Origin of the sequence: Pseudoflavonifractor sp. An85 (assembly GCF_002161235.1) — a bacterium.
Classification (GTDB): domain Bacteria; phylum Bacillota; class Clostridia; order Oscillospirales; family Oscillospiraceae; genus Enterenecus.
This window is the reverse complement of sequence record NZ_NFHE01000013.1, coordinates 31,607-47,066: the sequence shown is the minus strand read 5'-3', so window position 1 is coordinate 47,066 and position 15,460 is coordinate 31,607. Positions and strand designations below refer to the sequence as shown.

The following is a 15,460-nucleotide window of genomic DNA, read 5'->3' as shown; positions in this document are numbered from 1 at the left end:
ATTTGTATAACATTGAATTAGCGCAGGAACCCGTCCAGAATCTTCTGCTCAGCCTCTTCCTCGGTAAGCCCTAAGGTCATGAGCTTGAGAAGCTGATCTCCGGCAATCTTGCCGATGGCGGCCTCGTGGATGAGCTGAGCATCCATGTGGTTGGCCACAATGGCGGGAATGGAGCTGACCTTGGCCTTATCCATGATGATGGAGTCGCACTGCACGTGTCCGAAGCAGGGGGCATCTCCCTGCACCTGGGGATAGAACACCTGCACGGAGTTATCCTGGGCCACAGAGCGGGAAATCACCTGGGTGCGGGCCCCCTCGCCCTTCATAATGACCTCCATTTTGCTCTCGGCAAACTGGTCTCCGTGGGTGAGCAGACGCTCGGTGACCACGGCCTCGGCACCGGCCTCCATCTCCACCTTGGTGTAGCGGCGGGTGGAGTCCACGCCGCGAATCTGCACCGTCTCCAGTTCCATGGAGGCACCTTCGTCCAGGTAGACGATGGTGTGGGGGTTGAGCACTCGCTTACCGGTGCCCTCGCCCTCGCCGTAGTGCTTTTCCACATAGCGCACCTTGGAGTTCTTGCCCACGTAGAAGGTGTGGATGCCGTCGTGCTGGGCGGTCTCACAGCCGGAGTTGTGGATGCCGCAGCCGGCCACGATGCTCACATCGCAGTTCTCGCCGATGTGGAAGTCGTTGTACACCAGGTCGGTGAAGCCAGTCTGAGTGACGATCACGGGAATATGCAGGGATTCGTTGACGGTGCCGGGAGCAATGTGGATGTCGATGCCCGGTTTGTCCTCCTTGCTCTCGATGACAATGTTGGCGGAGTTGCTGCGCCCCTCCAGCTTACCGTTTTTGCGGATGTTGTACGCCCCCTGGGGGACACGCTCCAGGTCTGCAATTTCCCGGAGCAGATGGCTGTCGATGGAATTCATGCCTGGGTTCCTCCCTTCACAAAGGCGCACCCGGACTGGGTGTTTTCCAAAATCTTGGGGAACATCTCCTCTTTGGCTCCCCGCTCCACCACCTCGCCGCCGGCGATCATGACGATCTCGTCGGCCAGATTGATGATGCGCTCCTGGTGGGAAATGATGATGATGGTGGCCTGCCGCTTGTCGTGGATGTAGCGGAAGGTCTCGGTGAGCTTGGCAAAGCTCCACAGGTCGATGCCCGCCTCCGGCTCGTCGAAAATCATCAGCGGAGACTTGCGGGCCAAAATGCTGGCGATCTCAATGCGCTTGACCTCGCCGCCGGACAGGGAGTTATCCACTTCCCGGTCGATGTAGTCCGCGGCGCACAGGCCCACCTGGGTCAACAGCTGGCAGCCCTCAGCGTGGGTCAGATCCGGGTTGCCCGAGGCCAAACTCAGCAGATCCCACACCCGCAGGCCCTTAAAGCGGGGCGGCTGCTGGAAGCCGTAGCTGATGCCTCGACGGGCGCGCTCAGTGATGGACAGGTTGGTCACGTCCTCCCCCCGCCAGATGATCTGGCCGGAGGTGGGCTGATTGAGACCCATAATGGTCTTGGCCAGGGTGGTTTTACCGCCGCCGTTGGGGCCGGTGACCACCAAAAAGGTGCCCTCTTGAACCTCCAGAGAGACATCCTTCAAAATATCCTTCTGGTTCCCCTCTCCCTCCACAGAGAAGGACAGATGCTTCAATTCCAACATAGTACAAATCTCCCGTTTGAAGCCGCCCCCAGGGGAGCGGCTTACAATTCATAGTTTTCTTATATGTTTTGCTAGTATATCATGATTATACCCATTTTGTCAACCGTGGCAAACCCTGGATTGAGGCATAGAATGGTTCATTTAGGAGGTGTTTTTCCATGGATGAGATCATGAATTCCACCACGCCCAGCCAGGAGGTCTTTCAGCGGGTGTGGCAGCGGGTGATGGGGTCGGCAGCGATGCCTGGGCAGGCGTCCGCTCCCCAGCCGGAACCGGCGGCCCAACCCGCGCCTGTGTCTGCCCCCGCCCCTGCCCCGGAGGCCCAATCCGTCATGGCCCCCCAGCGTCCTGGGCCTCACCAGCCCCGGCCCAATCCTCAACCTCAGCCCCAGCCCTGCTGCCTGCGCCAACAGGTGCTCAGCAGCCTGGAGCAGTGGCAGATGGCCCGGCTTCTGGCCCGGCGGGCAGGAAGCCAGACCCGGCAGATGACCGCCATTGCTGCCCAACTGCACCAGCAGGCCAAGCAGCTGTCCACCGCCTATTTTCTCCAGTCAGGGGTGCGGTACTGGCCAGTGGCCCAACTCACCCAACCCCGCATGACCACCTATGTGGGAGGGCTGCGCCAGCTTTACCAGCGCTGCCAAGCCCTGACCCAGGAGTTCCACACTTGTCGGGCCAAGGCCCCCACTCAGGACTTGGCCCAACTGTATGGTCAGCTGGAGCAGGCGGGAACCAAGCGCTGCGCCCAGATGCGCGCCCTGCTGGAGCAGACCCACCTATGACCTTGCACCCCACCGCTTTGCTGTGCTATACTGAATCCGCACAAAAGATTACCAATGCAAGGAGCGATACATGGTGGAACAAGTGGTAAACTACGCCGTGGAGCAGACTCAGGCTCTGCTGGCTATTGACAGCCCTTCCGGCTATACCGCCCAGGTAGCGGAATATGCCTACAATCAGCTCAAAGAACTGGGTTTTGACCCCCAGTACACCCGCAAAGGGGCGGTGCTGGTCAACCTCACCCCCAACCTGCCCCAGGAAAACGGCCTGTTGCTGCTGGCTCACCTGGATACCCTGGGTGGCATGATTACCCGCATCACCGGGGAGGGCCGCATCCACATTATCAATGTGGGCGGCCTGCGCCCCCACAACTGCGAGGGCGAGAACGTGCGTATCCGCACCCGGGGAGGCAAAGTGTACACCGGTACCTTCCAGCTGCACAACCCCTCCGCCCACGTCAACCCCAACTATGCCGACACCCCCCGCACCTTTGAGACCATGGAGGTGGTGCTGGACGAGGAGGTGTCCTCCAAGGAGGATGTGGAGGCCCTGGGCATTGCCAACGGAGATGTGGTGTGCTTTGACCCCCGCACCACCGTCACACCCTCGGGGTACATCAAAAGCCGCTATCTGGACGATAAGCTGTCTGCCGGCATCCTGCTGGCTCTGGCCCGTCAAGTGGCCCAGGGAGAGGTGACCCCCAACCGCCCGGTGTGGCTCCACCTCACCGGCTACGAGGAAGTGGGCCACGGCGGCTCCACCTCCGTCCCCGCTGGCACCACCGACGTGGTGGCCGTGGACATGGGCTGTGTGGGCGACGATTTGGACGGCGAGGAGCGCAAGGTGTCCATCTGTGCCAAGGATGGCCGTTCCCCCTACGACTACGCCCTCACCAGTGAGCTGATTGCCGCGGCCAAGGACAGCGGGGCCGACTACGCCGTGGACGTGTTTACCAACTACGGCTCGGATGCAGACGCCACCCTCACCGCCGGCTATGACGTGCGCCACGGCCTCATCGGCCCCGGCGTCTTTGCCTCCCACGGCTACGAGCGCAGCCACAAAAAGGGCGTGCTGAGCACTTTGAAGCTGCTGGGTGTCTTTGTCCAGAAGTGATGTTCAAAGATAAAAACGGGTGCAACCTTACGGTTGCACCCGTTTTTTATCTTGTTGGGATCTGGTCAGAACCCGAAGAGGATTAGCCCCTCTTCTTGCTCTTCACCATCACCAGGGCGCCCAGACCGGCGGCGGACACAGCCACAGCCAGCACATAGGGCACCAGGTTGAAGGTATCGCCGGTGTGCACGTCGTCGTTGTCCTCGGGCTTGTTCGCCTCCACGTGCTTCAGGCTCAGCTTGGCCTTCTCGAAGTTAGCCTTGAGCTGGGCGAACTCGCTGGCGGACAGGTCGGCAGGATCGGCGGCCATCAGGGCGTCATAGGCGTTCTTGTAAACCTTGTAGCTCTCGGCGGTGTAGCCGTCGGCAGCTTCCAGCTTGATGCTGTTGCGGTACTCCTCCACGCCGGTGGCGCGCACCACCAGGGAGCGGATGGCCATATCCATCTGAGCGGTCATCTGGTCCACCTTCTGCTGGGTGCCGGACTGGAGCAGAGCATCCACCTGGCCCATGAGGTTGGACAGAGTCTTGTAAGAAGACGTGGTGTACTTCTCAGCGTCCACAGTTTGAGCGGCAGCCAGCTGAGCCTTCAGTGCCTCCACGTTGACCAAAGCCTTCATGGCGTCCACCATCTTTTGCACGTAGCTCTCGTCGGTGGGATTGGCCTTGGCCTCAGCCACCAGAGCCATCAGAGCATTGTAGGAATCGGTGGTGTAGTGCTCGCCGTTGAGGGCCTCAGCCTCGGCCACCACAGCACCCAGGGGGGTGTCGGGGTTGAGATCCATAGCGGCAAACTTGGCGCGGATGTCGGCCACAGCCTGCTCCACCTGCTCCTTGGTGCCGGTCTCCAGCAGGGCCTTACCGGCCTGCACAGCGTCCATGTAGGCCTGGTAGCTCTCGGCGGTGTACAATTCGTCATTGACCTTCTCGGCCTTGTCAATCTCGGACTTCAGCGCGGTGATATCAGCCAGAGCGGCCACAGCAGCCTGATAATCGGCCACAGCCTGAATCAACTCCATGGGGGTGGCATCACTCTTGGCCAGCAGGGTCTCAATAGCCTGCTTGGCGGCAGTGACCGCCTGGAAGGTGCTCTGGCTGTAATTCTCAGCCTTGAGCGCAGCATAGCTCTCCACGGTCATCTGTGCCACTTCTTGGTTGTAGGTGGAGTACACCAGAGCCTTCCGAGCCTCCTCCACGGTGGCCTTCAGCCGGTTGGCATCGGCCTGAGACAGGTTGTCAGCATTGGCCAGAGCGGCCTTCAGATTCTCCACCGCAGCGGAGTAGGTGTAGTAAGAGACGGTGGTGTAGATGTGCTGGTCGTTGCGAATCATCTCGTCCACCAGCTTTTGCAGCTCGTCCACATTGGTGGCCTTGGGCACCGCGTTGGCAACTGCGCTCTGCAAAGAGCCCAGGGCGGAGTCCACCACAGACTGGCTGGCATACACGTTGTCGTAAGCCTCCTGAGCCACTTTCTTGGCCTCCTCGTAGGCCTTCACGCTGTCGGTGGTCCAGGTATCGGTGGGCTGCTTGGCCTCCAGGGCCTCTTTCAACGCGGTCTTATTGGCCTGCTCCACGGAAGCAGTGGAAGTGGCGATCTCGGCAATCTCGGGGATGGTCTCCTTCCAGGTCACCGTGACGCTCTCCAAGGTCTTGCCCTGGGGCAGAACAAACTCGTTGATGGCCTGACTGAGGTTACCCAGAGTCACGGCCTTGTCCTCACCCACAAAATTGGCGGTGACTGTGGCGTTGGACACGGCGCCCAACTGCACCATGCGCAGGGTTTTCAGGTCCTGAGGCGAAGAAATATAGTAGGTGAAGGAGCTGTTGGCCTCACCGGGCTTGTAGGTGGTGGAGTAGTCGCCGTCCAGAGCGTAAGAGGGCAGTTTCCCCTGCTCTTCCACCACATTGGAGACGATGTCCCGGTTGGCCTCGGGGGAGATATAAGCGCCGCCGTTGATCATCAGCTCGCTGATGTACACCCACTTGTGGCTGTAGGTGGACTGGGGCGTAATGCGGATATAACGACCATCCACATTCAGCTGGCCAGCATCCGCATACATATAGCCGGGGTTGCTGGAATCATGGGTCAGGTAGGGAGCATCTTTGGCAACGGTACTGTCGTTGACATTCTCCACCTGCTTACCCACAGTCATGACGGGGGTCCAGGTCTCGCCATCCACAGACACCTCAAAGAGGGCGTGACGCAGATAATCCTGGTGGGTCTCCTTGATGTAGTAGCGCAGGGAGTCGAAGTGAATCACCTGACCCAGATCGAAGGTGATGTGCTTGCCCTGATCCTGGGGACCAGTGATCTCGGCAAAGGTGGCCAGGTCGCCGTCAAAGACGTTACCCACATTGCCCAGAACACGCACATCTCGATCGTTGCTGCCCTTGGCAAAGTTGCTCTCCACTGCCTTCTCGCTCACATATTTGTAGGAAACCTCAAACTGGGTCAGGTCCAGCTTCACACCGTTGGTGGAAGACACCGCGCGCACATAGCGGGCATCGGTATCGGACTCAGCGTTGTAAGCCGTCCAGGTGATACCGTTGCGGGAGGTCTCCAGGGTCACGTTCTCAGGCAGCTTGGTGGTGAGAACCTGGGTCACTGCCTTGATGCTACCCAGATCCACACCCATGTACTGGTCCTTGTTCAGGGTCAGGGTGGCAGAAGACAGGGTCACTTTGCCGTTTTCCTGGTTGGAATACACACCAGCGTTGTCCACATTGGTGTACACGTTCTCCATGCTGTTGGTGCTCTGCTTGACCTCCATCACCCGGAACTCACCCACACGCCACCACACCGGCACTTCGGTGTTGTTGTAAATGCGCACAGCCTTGGCTACCACTCCCTGACCGTTGAAATCAAAGGTCTGCTCCTGGGCGCTGGTCACATTGCCGGCATCATGCCACTGACCATCCTCACTCTGGTACTGGACTTTACCGTTTTGGATGACATCGCCAGAAGCACTGCTGCCCTGGCCGAAATACACGGTGCCAATGGCAGTGGCTTCCTGGAAGGTGTACTGGATGTACGCACCAGCCACGGTCTTGTCTCCAGCGTTGGACAGCCATACCTCCGTGCCGTTGTTCCCATCCTTGAGGTTGTTCAGGTTTCCGCCCTTGACAGCCAGACCATCGGAGGTGGAGAATGTGCCGCCAATCAGCTCAGGCTCCTGGCTCTCTTCCTTGTTGATCTGGATCTCATGCACATCCAGCCACAAATCCTTGGCATTGTCCCGGGTGGCAATGAGACGGATGCCCATGGCCTGGAAGTTCTGGGGCAGGTGTTCCTTCTCCACCACAACTTCCAGAGACTTGTTCAACTCGCCAGTGAAGGCGTTTCCCATACCGGTCAGGGAAATGTCCTTCCACTCCTTGCCGTCCTCCGTGTACTGGAGTTTGGAGGCATCAAAGTGGTTCTTTCCACCGCCCAGCAGGAAACGGATGTTCTCCACGGGGATCACCTTGTTGTACATCACACCTACATAATCGCCAGCCTTGGCGGTGTTGGGGTCTCGATAGCTGGCATAGGTAGCGTCATTCCCGTCAAAAACATTGGAAACATCCCCAGAGGGGGTATCCACACGGTTGGTGACAAAGGTGGGGATCACTTTGTTGGGGTCCATAGCGGTCTCTGCATACTGAGAGACATAACTAGCCAGGGTCTTGATGAAGGGCACGATGTGCTGCACGCCTACCTCAGCCCGCTCGTTGTGGTCCACATACCAGAACTCGTAGGTCTTGGAGCGGTCAAACGCAGTCTTGCCCTGGGTATTGTACTGGATGATGTTGGTGGCATCGTTGGCAATGACTGCCTTCACGCCGTTGAGATAGGCAATGGCCGCCTCGGTGGTGTCGTCCCAGCAGTTGAGCCAGTAGACGATCTGGTCCTTCACGTCGGTGTTGCCAGCCTTGGCCCGGTAAGTCTTTGCGGCCTCCTGGAGCTTGACAAACTCGGCCATCACCACATCCACGTCCGCAGCTGTGACGTTGCCGGCCGCCAGCTTGTCCTTGAAGGGGTTGAGGATCTGCTTGAGTTCCACAGACTCCTGGAGGACAGTGACCCGGTTGTCCATGGCCTGGTTAATCATGTGCTTGGACAGCTCACGCAGGGCCGCAGAGGCGTCGGTCTCCATGGCGGAGTTGTGATCCACATACTTGAAGGAGTCGTACCAAGCCTGGTTAGCCTCTTCCTCGGTCTTCCAGATATTCCAGGAATAGCAGGCGTTGCCGAAAATGGCCACCTTGCTGGGCTCAGACTGCTGCATGGGGTTGAGCACGATACCCTGGATGTTGGCAGGATTCACACCAGGGTGCAGGAAGGTGGTGTAGCCGCCCATAATCAGGTGCTTCTTGGAGTTGTCGGTGCAGGGCCAGTTGATCCACATGTAGGGACCGCGCCCCACTTTGTTGGTGAAGGAAGAAGTGAAGTTATCAGTAACCTCACCCCACACCTTACCGCCGGTCATGACAATCTGCACGTTTTCCGGGAACTGGGCATAGTACGACTCGCCCCCATACATATACTCCTGGGTGCAGAAGGGCAGGGTCATTTTCAGATCGGGGTAAGTCTTCTGCATCTCCTTGAGCCAGTTGCTCATGTCGGTGAGGAACTTGATGTAGTTGTTGTTGCCCACGTGCGCAGCGTCGTCGGCCAGAATGGCAATCTGACGCACACCGGCTTCGATGACCTGGGCGAACTTGGCCTGTACGGCCTTCAGGTCAGCCTGATAGTTCTCGTCATTGTTGAAGCGAACGGCGTTGTACATGAAGGGGTGCAGAGCGTACACGAAGCGACACTTGGAAGCGTTTCCTGCCTCAGCCAGAGGAATGATTTTGTTCTGGATCTCTTCCTCCGTGTACAGCTCACGCCAGTTGGCGTTGTGTTTGGGGTCGTCCTTGGGGGCATAGAAATAGGAATTGAGCTTGTAGTAGCCGCCCCATGTCATCAGGTTCTGACGGTCCTCGGTGCTCCAGGGGTTACCGTAGTAGCCTTCGATGAAGCCACGGCTGGCCACGTCCGCCCAGTCCTCCACGTGGAACTCCTGGATGGTGAAGCTGTCCATCTGGGCAAACACGTGGTACAAAGTGGTCAAGCCGTAGAACGCGGCATCGGTGTCCTTGCCCACCACGGTGATCACACCGTTGTCGTTGTCCAACACGTAGGAATCCAGCTTGTTGTACAGGTCCTGGGTTTCCACGGCGACGTTTTTCTCCGCATAGGTGTCCACGTAGCCGTTGGACCCCTCAATACCCACCAGAATGTTGGTCTTACCGCTGACCACAGCCTCAGACGTGGTGTAGCTGATGTCCTTGAGCTTGAGCACCTCCTCCAAGCGGTCCTTGGTGTAGCGGTCAATGCCTTCCTCCAGCACCACGTTGACCTGGTTTTTCACCATGTACGTATCACCAGAATAGGTCATCACATGGGGATTGGGGTAGATCTCGTAGCCGGTGGCCTCAGCATCCTGGGCCTTGGCCTGGAGCGGAGCCAGACGCACACAGCCTGCTCCCATCAACACAGCTAAGGCCGCAGCGGTAACTCTGCGCCCCGTGTGCTTGGGCTGAGCGGACTTGTTTTGCCGTCTCATTTGTCTTCCTCCTCATTTCTTGTATTTTGGATGGTTGGTCATGGTATAAAAAAGAAAAGACCAGACCGCCAGGAGTCTACGGTGCACATATACTTCTGGTCAATCTGGTTTTGCCCTTTCGGTAACAATCCATCCTATCCAATTTGTGAAGGAATCCTACCATATTCTCTTGGTGAAAGTAAACAGACCGCCGGCCTTTTTTCGTAAAATTTACGCACACACTCTCTTTTCTATACTAACGAATCGAAGTTTATGTTTGGAAATATAATATATAGCTCGATTATTTTCGCTTTCTTCGCCAAATAGTTCATTCCATATTATTTCACAATTTGTATAATAAATCCTTTTTGTGCAGTTCTAACAAAGCTATGTGCAGATTCACCAAATGTTCGCCTCTTCCTTCATATGAAAGCGAAACAGGACTCCCTTCCATGAAAAGGGAGTCCTGTTTTCTAATTTCTATCCAAATTTCTCCAAAGCCTCGGCATCCCGGGCCTTCTGCTCCTCCAGTGCTTCTTTAAGCAGCATATCCTTCACCTTCATCAGGCGGGTGGTGGTGGAGCGGTCGTTTTCATCCAGCTTCATGGTAATGTAGCGGATGGCTTCCTGGGTATTGGGAATCATCACATACTCCAGGGCGTTGACACGGCGGCGGGTCTTTTCAATTTCCTCGGCCAGCAGCTGGGCAGTCTTTTCGATCTGGGCCAGCTGCAACATGGACTGGAACACATCTCCCAGAGCCTCCACGGCGGAGTCCAACTCGCCGGAGGTGTTGGCAAATCCGTAAGGGAAGATGTCAGAGGTATCGCTGGTGCGGGTTTTGTACTCATAAGTGGGTACGTTGACGCTCATCACATTGCGGAAGCTCATATCCAGCTCCACGCTCTGCTTGGGGTACATCAGGGCCTGCTCCATGGCCGCTCCGCTCATCAGAGCGGAGGCCACGGTGAAGGAGCCGTGCACCCGCATCAGATCCGCCTCCACCCGGCTGCGCAGAGCCCGTACCTCCCGCACGGTGTCCAGAAACTGCTTCATCAGCTCATCTCGCTTGTCTTTCAGCAGCTTATGGCCCCGCTGGGCGGTTTTCAGCTTGCGTTTCAGCCGGGTCAGCTCCATTCGGGTGGGAGTGACAACGGTGGCAGCCATTGTTTAACCCTCCTTCTTGGGCAAATACTTGTCGATATACTCCTGTTTGATGCGCTTCAGCTCGGCCTTGGGCAGGATGGACAGCAGCTCCCAGCCCAGGTCCAGGGTCTCCTCGATGGTACGGTTGGTCTCGTAGCCCTGGTTGACGTAGCGCTTTTCAAACTCGTCGGCAAACTTGGCGTACAGCAGATCGGTGGGGGTCAGAGCGGCCTCGCCCAGAATGGACATCAGCTCCTTGTTGTCCTTACCGGTGGAGTAGGCGGCAAAGAGCTGGTTCATGGTGTTGGCGTGGTCCTCCCGGGTCTTACCCTCGCCGATACCCTTGTCCTTCAGACGGGACAGAGAGGGCAGCACGTCCACGGGGGGATTGATGCCCTGACGATACAGTGCACGGGAGAGGATAATCTGACCCTCGGTGATATAGCCGGTCAGGTCGGGAATGGGGTGGGTCTTATCATCCTCAGGCATGGTGAGGATGGGGATCATGGTCACAGAACCGGGCTTGCCCAGCTGACGGCCGGCACGCTCGTACATGGTGGCCAAGTCGGTGTACAGGTAGCCGGGGAAGCCGCGGCGGCCGGGCACTTCCTTCTTGGCCGCGGACACCTCACGCAGAGCCTCGGCGTAGTTGGTGATGTCGGTGAGGATGACCAACACGTGCATGCCCTTCTCAAAGGCCAGGTACTCGGCGGCGGTCAGAGCCATACGGGGGGTGGAGATACGCTCCACGGCGGGGTCGTTGGCCAGGTTGGTAAACAGCACGGTGCGGTCAATGGCGCCGGTGCGCTTGAACTCCTGGACAAAGTACTCGGACTCCTCGAAGGTGATACCGATGGCGGCAAACACCACGGCGAAGTTGCCGGCGTCGTCGCCCAGCACACGGGCCTGACGGGCGATCTGAGCGGCCAGCTGGGCGTGGGGCAGACCGGAGCCGGAGAAGATGGGCAGCTTCTGGCCACGCACCAGAGTGTTCAAACCGTCAATGGTGGACACGCCGGTCTGGATGAACTCGTCGGGGTAGTCACGGGCGGCGGGGTTCATAGGCAGACCATTGATGTCCCGGTACTCCTCGGCCAGAATCTCGGGGCCGCCGTCGATGGGCTTGCCCATGCCGTTGAACACGCGGCCCAGCATGTCGCTGGACACGCCCAACTGCAGGGGGTGGCCCAGAAAACGCACCTTGGACTGGGCCAGGTTGATGCCGGCGGCAGACTCGAACAGCTGCACCACGGCGGTGTCGCCGTTGACCTCCAGCACCTTGCCCCGGCGGATGCCGCCGTCGGGCAGCTCCACTTCCACCAGCTCGTCATAGGTGACGTTTTCCACCATCTTGACCATCATCAGAGGAGAGACGATCTCCTGAATGGTACGATACTCGCGAATCATTGTGCCTCACCTGCCTTTTCCACTACTTCGTCGATCTCCCGCTCCATCTGGGCGGAGATGTCGGCGTACACCTGCTCGTACTCGTCGGCGGGCACGGACTTGGCGCGGCCGATGCGCTCCCGGGCGGGGATGGCGAACAGATCCATGGCAGGAGCGCCCTTGGCGATGGCGGCCCGGCACAGCTTGTCATAGTCCAGGATCATAGCCAGCAGCTTGGCCTGACGGTCATAGCTGGAGTAGGAGTCCACGTCCACAAAAGAGTTCTGCTGCAGGAAGTCCTCACGCACCATGCGGGCGGATTCCAGGGTCAGCTGGTCGTTGGGGGACAGAGAGTCCTTACCAACCAGCTGCACAATTTCATTCAGGCTGGCCTCGCTTTGCAGCAGGGTCATGGCCTGCTCCCGGTTGACCATGAAGTCACGGCCCAGGTGCTCATCAAACCAGGGTTTGAGAGAATCCAGGTACAGGGAGTAGGAGTTCAGCCAGTTGATGGCGGGGAAGTGACGCTTGTAAGCCAGCTGAGCATCCAGAGCCCAGAACACCTTGACGATACGCATGGTACCCTGAGAGACAGGCTCGGACAGGTCGCCGCCGGGAGGGGACACAGCGCCCACAGCAGTCAGGGAGCCGCGGCGGTCGTCACTGCCCAGACAGGACACGGAACCGGCGCGCTCGTAGAACTGGGCCAGACGGGAGGCCAGGTAGGCGGGATAGCCTTCCTCGCCGGGCATCTCTTCCAGACGGCCGGACATCTCACGCAGAGCCTCGGCCCAGCGGGAGGTGGAGTCGGCGATGACGGCCACGTCGTAGCCCATGTCGCGGAAGTACTCGGCGATGGTGATACCGGTGTAAATGGAGGCCTCACGGGCAGCCACAGGCATGTCGGAGGTGTTGGCGATGAGCACGGTACGCTTCATCAGGGACTCGCCGGTGCGGGGGTCGATGAGTTCGGGGAACTCGCGCAGAACGTCGGTCATCTCGTTGCCGCGCTCGCCGCAGCCGATGTAGATGACGATGTCCACGTCGGACCACTTGGCCACGGCGTGCTGCATCACGGTTTTACCGGAGCCGAAGGGGCCGGGGATGGCAGCGGTGCCGCCCTTGGCCACGGGGAAGCAGGTATCCACAATGCGCTGACCGGTGGACAGAGGACGCACAGGGGGATACTTGTGCTTGTAGGGACGGCCCACACGCACAGGCCAACGCTGGCTCATGGTGATCTCCACGTCGGTACCGTCCTCCTTGGTGAGGACAGCCACCACGGTCTTGACGTTGTAAGAGCCGGCGGGGGTGACGCTCTTCAAAGTACCCTTCAGGTAGGGGGGTACCATGATCTTGTGCAGCACCACGGGGGTCTCGGGGACGGTGCCGATGACGTCGCCGCCCTCCACATAGTCACCCACCTGGGCCACGGGAGTGAACTCCCACAGCTTCTCAGGGTCGATGGGAGGCACTTCCACGCCACGGGGCAGGTTGTTGCCGCCCACCTTCTTCATGATCTCCTCCAGGGGACGCTGGATTCCATCGTAAATGTTCTCAATCATGCCGGGGCCCAGCTCCACGCTCATGGGGTAACCGGTGGTTACCACCTCGGCGCCGGGGCCCAGACCAGAGGTCTCCTCGTAGACCTGGATGGAGGCAGAGTCTCCATTCATGGTCAAGATCTCACCGATCAGACGCTGGGGACCCACGCGCACCACGTCGGACATGTTGGCGTCCGACAGGCCGGTGGCCACCACCAGGGGACCGGAGACCTTCACTACTTTACCCATATCGTCGAAACCTTCTTTCTAGTCGGTCTTGTTTTACAGAATATCTGCGCCTACAGCACGCTCCACCGCTTTTTTGATGTTCTGCATGCCGATGCCCAAGCTGCCCTCTTTGCCGGGAATGAGGATGATGGCGGGAGTCAGCTCGTCTTTGTAGCGGGCGATGTCGCTTTCCATGTGGGCGGCCAGGGTCTCGGTGAGATAGACAATCCCATAGTTTTCCTTGGCCAGGGCGTGGAGGGTGGTTTTGGCCTGGTCCACACTGTCCACCGGGAAGGTGGACAGGCCTAAGGCCTTGAATCCCAACACGCTGTCCTTGTCGCCGATGACGGCGATTTGATAACTAGCCATTTGCACGTCCCCCCTTACCCGTAGGTCCGGCGCAGACGCTGCCGGATGGTGTCCCCATCCAGGCCAGCCATGCGGCCGGAGAGAATGGTGCGAATGGCGGTCATCTCCGCCTCACGGGCGTAGAGATAGCCCACAATGGGCTGCTCGCCAAAGGCCACCCGGCGACCAGCACCCAGGTAGTCCATCATGGCGTCGTCGCACTCCCGCTCAAAGTCGGTCAGCGCCCCAGAACCCGGGGCGGACAGGGCCGAGCCGGTGGCTGCGGCCTGAGCCAGAGAGCTGGTGCGGAACAGACCGGCCAGCTCGTCCCCTCGGGCGGTGGCCAGGGTGCGGGCGGGGACGTTGCCCCCAGGCACCAGCACCTGCTGCAAAAACTCCATGCCCTTGCCCAGGCGGGAAGCCCGGACACAGGAGCGCAGGTTGGCCACGTCGATGGACAGGGCCACAAAGCCCTCCACAAACTTGCTGCCCGAGGCCTTGGCCAACTGGGTCAGCTCCTCAAAGTAGGCCCGATCCAGGATGAAGTCGGCCATCTGGGGGTCACCCGTGGCGCCCAGGGTCTCCCGGGCACGGGTCACGCCCCGGCGGAAGATATCCGAGCAGCCCCGCAGGTCCTCCCGACCGTAGTCCTCGGCCAGGCGGGCGGGCGCATACCGTCCGCCGCCCACCAGCAGCGCCTCCTGGCTCTGGCGCAGGGCCTCCCCTTTCACCAGCACCTTGGCGTTGTGGTAGTCGTACTTGCAGCGGAACACGTCCAGCAAAGCCCGGTTGCCCACGGCGGTACTCAAATCGTGGAACAGGTCGGTTTGCGCCTTGGAGAGGGTCTCCTCGATGCTCTCCCCGGTCACCTGCCCCATGTCGTCATATCCGCACTCCACCAAAACCTTGGCGGCGTCGCTGACATCCTTGGCCTCGATCATCCGGTCCATTCGCTCTTGATTGAGCAGCCGGTTCTCCATGGCGTGGATGCGGGCGGATATGGTCAAATAGTCCAAATCTTTATCATGTGACACGGTTTACTCCCCCTTTCCATAAAAATCAGTTTGAAAAGGGATGAATCAACCGAAGAGCACGTCTGCCACCTGGGTGGACAGGGTGCCCCGCTGCAGGCGCACCAGGGTGTCGAAGGTGCAGTTGACCTCCACCCGTCCGTCGCTGAGGATGAAGCCGCCCTTCATGGGACGGGTCTCCTCGGACAGGGTGAGCTGGCCCTTATTGCCCAACTTCTGGTTGGCGCCCACCACCACCGCCTTGCCCACCTGGGCCCGGTCGGCGGGGGAGAAAATCAGCTTTTCGGTGCCCTTGGCGGCAGCCTGCACCGCCAGATCCACCAGCAGCGCCACATACTCTGCCTGGGGCAGGGCCACCAGCTTGTCCATGGCCAGCTGGAAGGCCTCGTCGATGACCTCCTGCTTGGCCCGCAGCACTTCCTTGCGGCACTCCAGCTGGGCCACGCTGGCCAGCCGTTCGCCCCGCTCGGCAGCGGCCTTTTCCCCACGGGTCAAAATCTCGTCGGCTTCCGCCTGGGCCTGAGCCTGATACTTGGCGGTAATCTCCGCTGCCTCGGCTCTGGCCTGGGCCAGGACCTCATCAATCTCCCGCTGGGCGTCGCCGCTGATGCGATCAATGATCTTTTCGATTCCGTTCATAGCAGCT

At 59.4% G+C, this 15,460-nt stretch carries 11 protein-coding genes; 2 read left to right on the top strand and 9 right to left on the bottom strand.

Annotated elements, in window-relative coordinates; translation table 11 throughout:
* Positions 1 to 17: 17 nt before the first annotated feature.
* Together B5G37_RS07795 and B5G37_RS07790 are read right to left on the bottom strand one after the other, a co-directional pair.
* Entirely contained in the window at positions 18 to 935 is a 918-nt protein-coding gene (locus B5G37_RS07795; protein WP_087256167.1) for a SufD family Fe-S cluster assembly protein, read from the bottom strand.
* Complete coding sequence (locus B5G37_RS07790) at positions 932 to 1,669, bottom strand: ATP-binding cassette domain-containing protein (RefSeq protein ID WP_087256165.1); 738 nt, start codon at positions 1,667 to 1,669, stop codon at positions 932 to 934. Before B5G37_RS07790 ends, B5G37_RS07795 begins: the two co-directional genes overlap by 4 nt.
* A 158-nt stretch (positions 1,670 to 1,827) precedes the next feature.
* Between B5G37_RS07790 and B5G37_RS07785 the strand changes: the two genes are divergently transcribed.
* Positions 1,828 to 2,451: a hypothetical protein gene (locus B5G37_RS07785; RefSeq protein ID WP_087256163.1), complete on the top strand. Its 624-nt coding sequence runs from the start codon at positions 1,828 to 1,830 to the stop codon at positions 2,449 to 2,451.
* A gap of 70 nt (positions 2,452 to 2,521) precedes the next feature.
* Entirely contained in the window at positions 2,522 to 3,562 is a 1,041-nt protein-coding gene (locus B5G37_RS07780) for a M42 family metallopeptidase (protein ID WP_204217895.1), read from the top strand.
* An 82-nt stretch (positions 3,563 to 3,644) separates the two neighbouring features.
* Here B5G37_RS07780 and B5G37_RS07775 read toward each other — a convergent pair whose 3' ends face one another.
* The 7 genes from B5G37_RS07775 to B5G37_RS07745 all read right to left on the bottom strand — a co-directional run bounded on the left by B5G37_RS07775 (position 3,645) and on the right by B5G37_RS07745 (position 15,453).
* Positions 3,645 to 9,152 carry a beta-N-acetylglucosaminidase domain-containing protein gene (locus tag B5G37_RS07775; RefSeq protein ID WP_087256161.1) on the bottom strand — a complete coding sequence of 1,836 codons (5,508 nt, stop codon included), beginning with the start codon at positions 9,150 to 9,152 and terminating at the stop codon, positions 3,645 to 3,647.
* A 459-nt stretch (positions 9,153 to 9,611) separates the two neighbouring features.
* The gene (locus B5G37_RS07770; protein ID WP_087256159.1) at positions 9,612 to 10,298 is read right to left on the bottom strand and encodes a V-type ATP synthase subunit D; all 687 of its coding nucleotides are present in this window, start codon (positions 10,296 to 10,298) and stop codon (positions 9,612 to 9,614) included.
* A 3-nt stretch (positions 10,299 to 10,301) separates the two neighbouring features.
* Complete coding sequence (locus tag B5G37_RS07765; protein WP_087256157.1) at positions 10,302 to 11,684, bottom strand: V-type ATP synthase subunit B; 1,383 nt, start codon at positions 11,682 to 11,684, stop codon at positions 10,302 to 10,304.
* Entirely contained in the window at positions 11,681 to 13,456 is a 1,776-nt protein-coding gene (locus tag B5G37_RS07760; protein WP_087256155.1) for a V-type ATP synthase subunit A, read from the bottom strand. The genes B5G37_RS07765 and B5G37_RS07760 overlap by 4 nt, the downstream gene beginning before the upstream one ends.
* 33 nt (positions 13,457 to 13,489) lie before the next feature.
* Positions 13,490 to 13,804, bottom strand: coding sequence for a V-type ATP synthase subunit F (locus B5G37_RS07755; protein ID WP_087256153.1), 315 nt, complete (start codon positions 13,802 to 13,804; stop codon positions 13,490 to 13,492).
* A 14-nt stretch (positions 13,805 to 13,818) separates the two neighbouring features.
* Positions 13,819 to 14,817, bottom strand: coding sequence for a V-type ATPase subunit (locus B5G37_RS07750; protein WP_087256151.1), 999 nt, complete (start codon positions 14,815 to 14,817; stop codon positions 13,819 to 13,821).
* A 45-nt stretch (positions 14,818 to 14,862) separates the two neighbouring features.
* The gene (locus tag B5G37_RS07745; protein WP_087256148.1) at positions 14,863 to 15,453 is read right to left on the bottom strand and encodes a V-type ATP synthase subunit E; all 591 of its coding nucleotides are present in this window, start codon (positions 15,451 to 15,453) and stop codon (positions 14,863 to 14,865) included.
* Positions 15,454 to 15,460: the final 7 nt, after the last annotated feature.

Bases quoted from the DNA above. Each gene is read 5' to 3' on its own strand.
- B5G37_RS07795 (WP_087256167.1), bottom strand. From the start codon at position 935: ATGAATTCCATCGACAGCCATCTGCTCCGGGAAATTGCAGACCTGGAG.
- B5G37_RS07790 (WP_087256165.1), bottom strand. From the start codon at position 1,669: ATGTTGGAATTGAAGCATCTGTCCTTCTCTGTGGAGGGAGAGGGGAAC.
- B5G37_RS07785 (WP_087256163.1), top strand. From the start codon at position 1,828: ATGGATGAGATCATGAATTCCACCACGCCCAGCCAGGAGGTCTTTCAG.
- B5G37_RS07780 (WP_204217895.1), top strand. From the start codon at position 2,522: ATGGTGGAACAAGTGGTAAACTACGCCGTGGAGCAGACTCAGGCTCTG.
- B5G37_RS07775 (WP_087256161.1), bottom strand. From the start codon at position 9,152: ATGAGACGGCAAAACAAGTCCGCTCAGCCCAAGCACACGGGGCGCAGA.
- B5G37_RS07770 (WP_087256159.1), bottom strand. From the start codon at position 10,298: ATGGCTGCCACCGTTGTCACTCCCACCCGAATGGAGCTGACCCGGCTG.
- B5G37_RS07765 (WP_087256157.1), bottom strand. From the start codon at position 11,684: ATGATTCGCGAGTATCGTACCATTCAGGAGATCGTCTCTCCTCTGATG.
- B5G37_RS07760 (WP_087256155.1), bottom strand. From the start codon at position 13,456: ATGGGTAAAGTAGTGAAGGTCTCCGGTCCCCTGGTGGTGGCCACCGGC.
- B5G37_RS07755 (WP_087256153.1), bottom strand. From the start codon at position 13,804: ATGGCTAGTTATCAAATCGCCGTCATCGGCGACAAGGACAGCGTGTTG.
- B5G37_RS07745 (WP_087256148.1), bottom strand. From the start codon at position 15,453: ATGAACGGAATCGAAAAGATCATTGATCGCATCAGCGGCGACGCCCAG.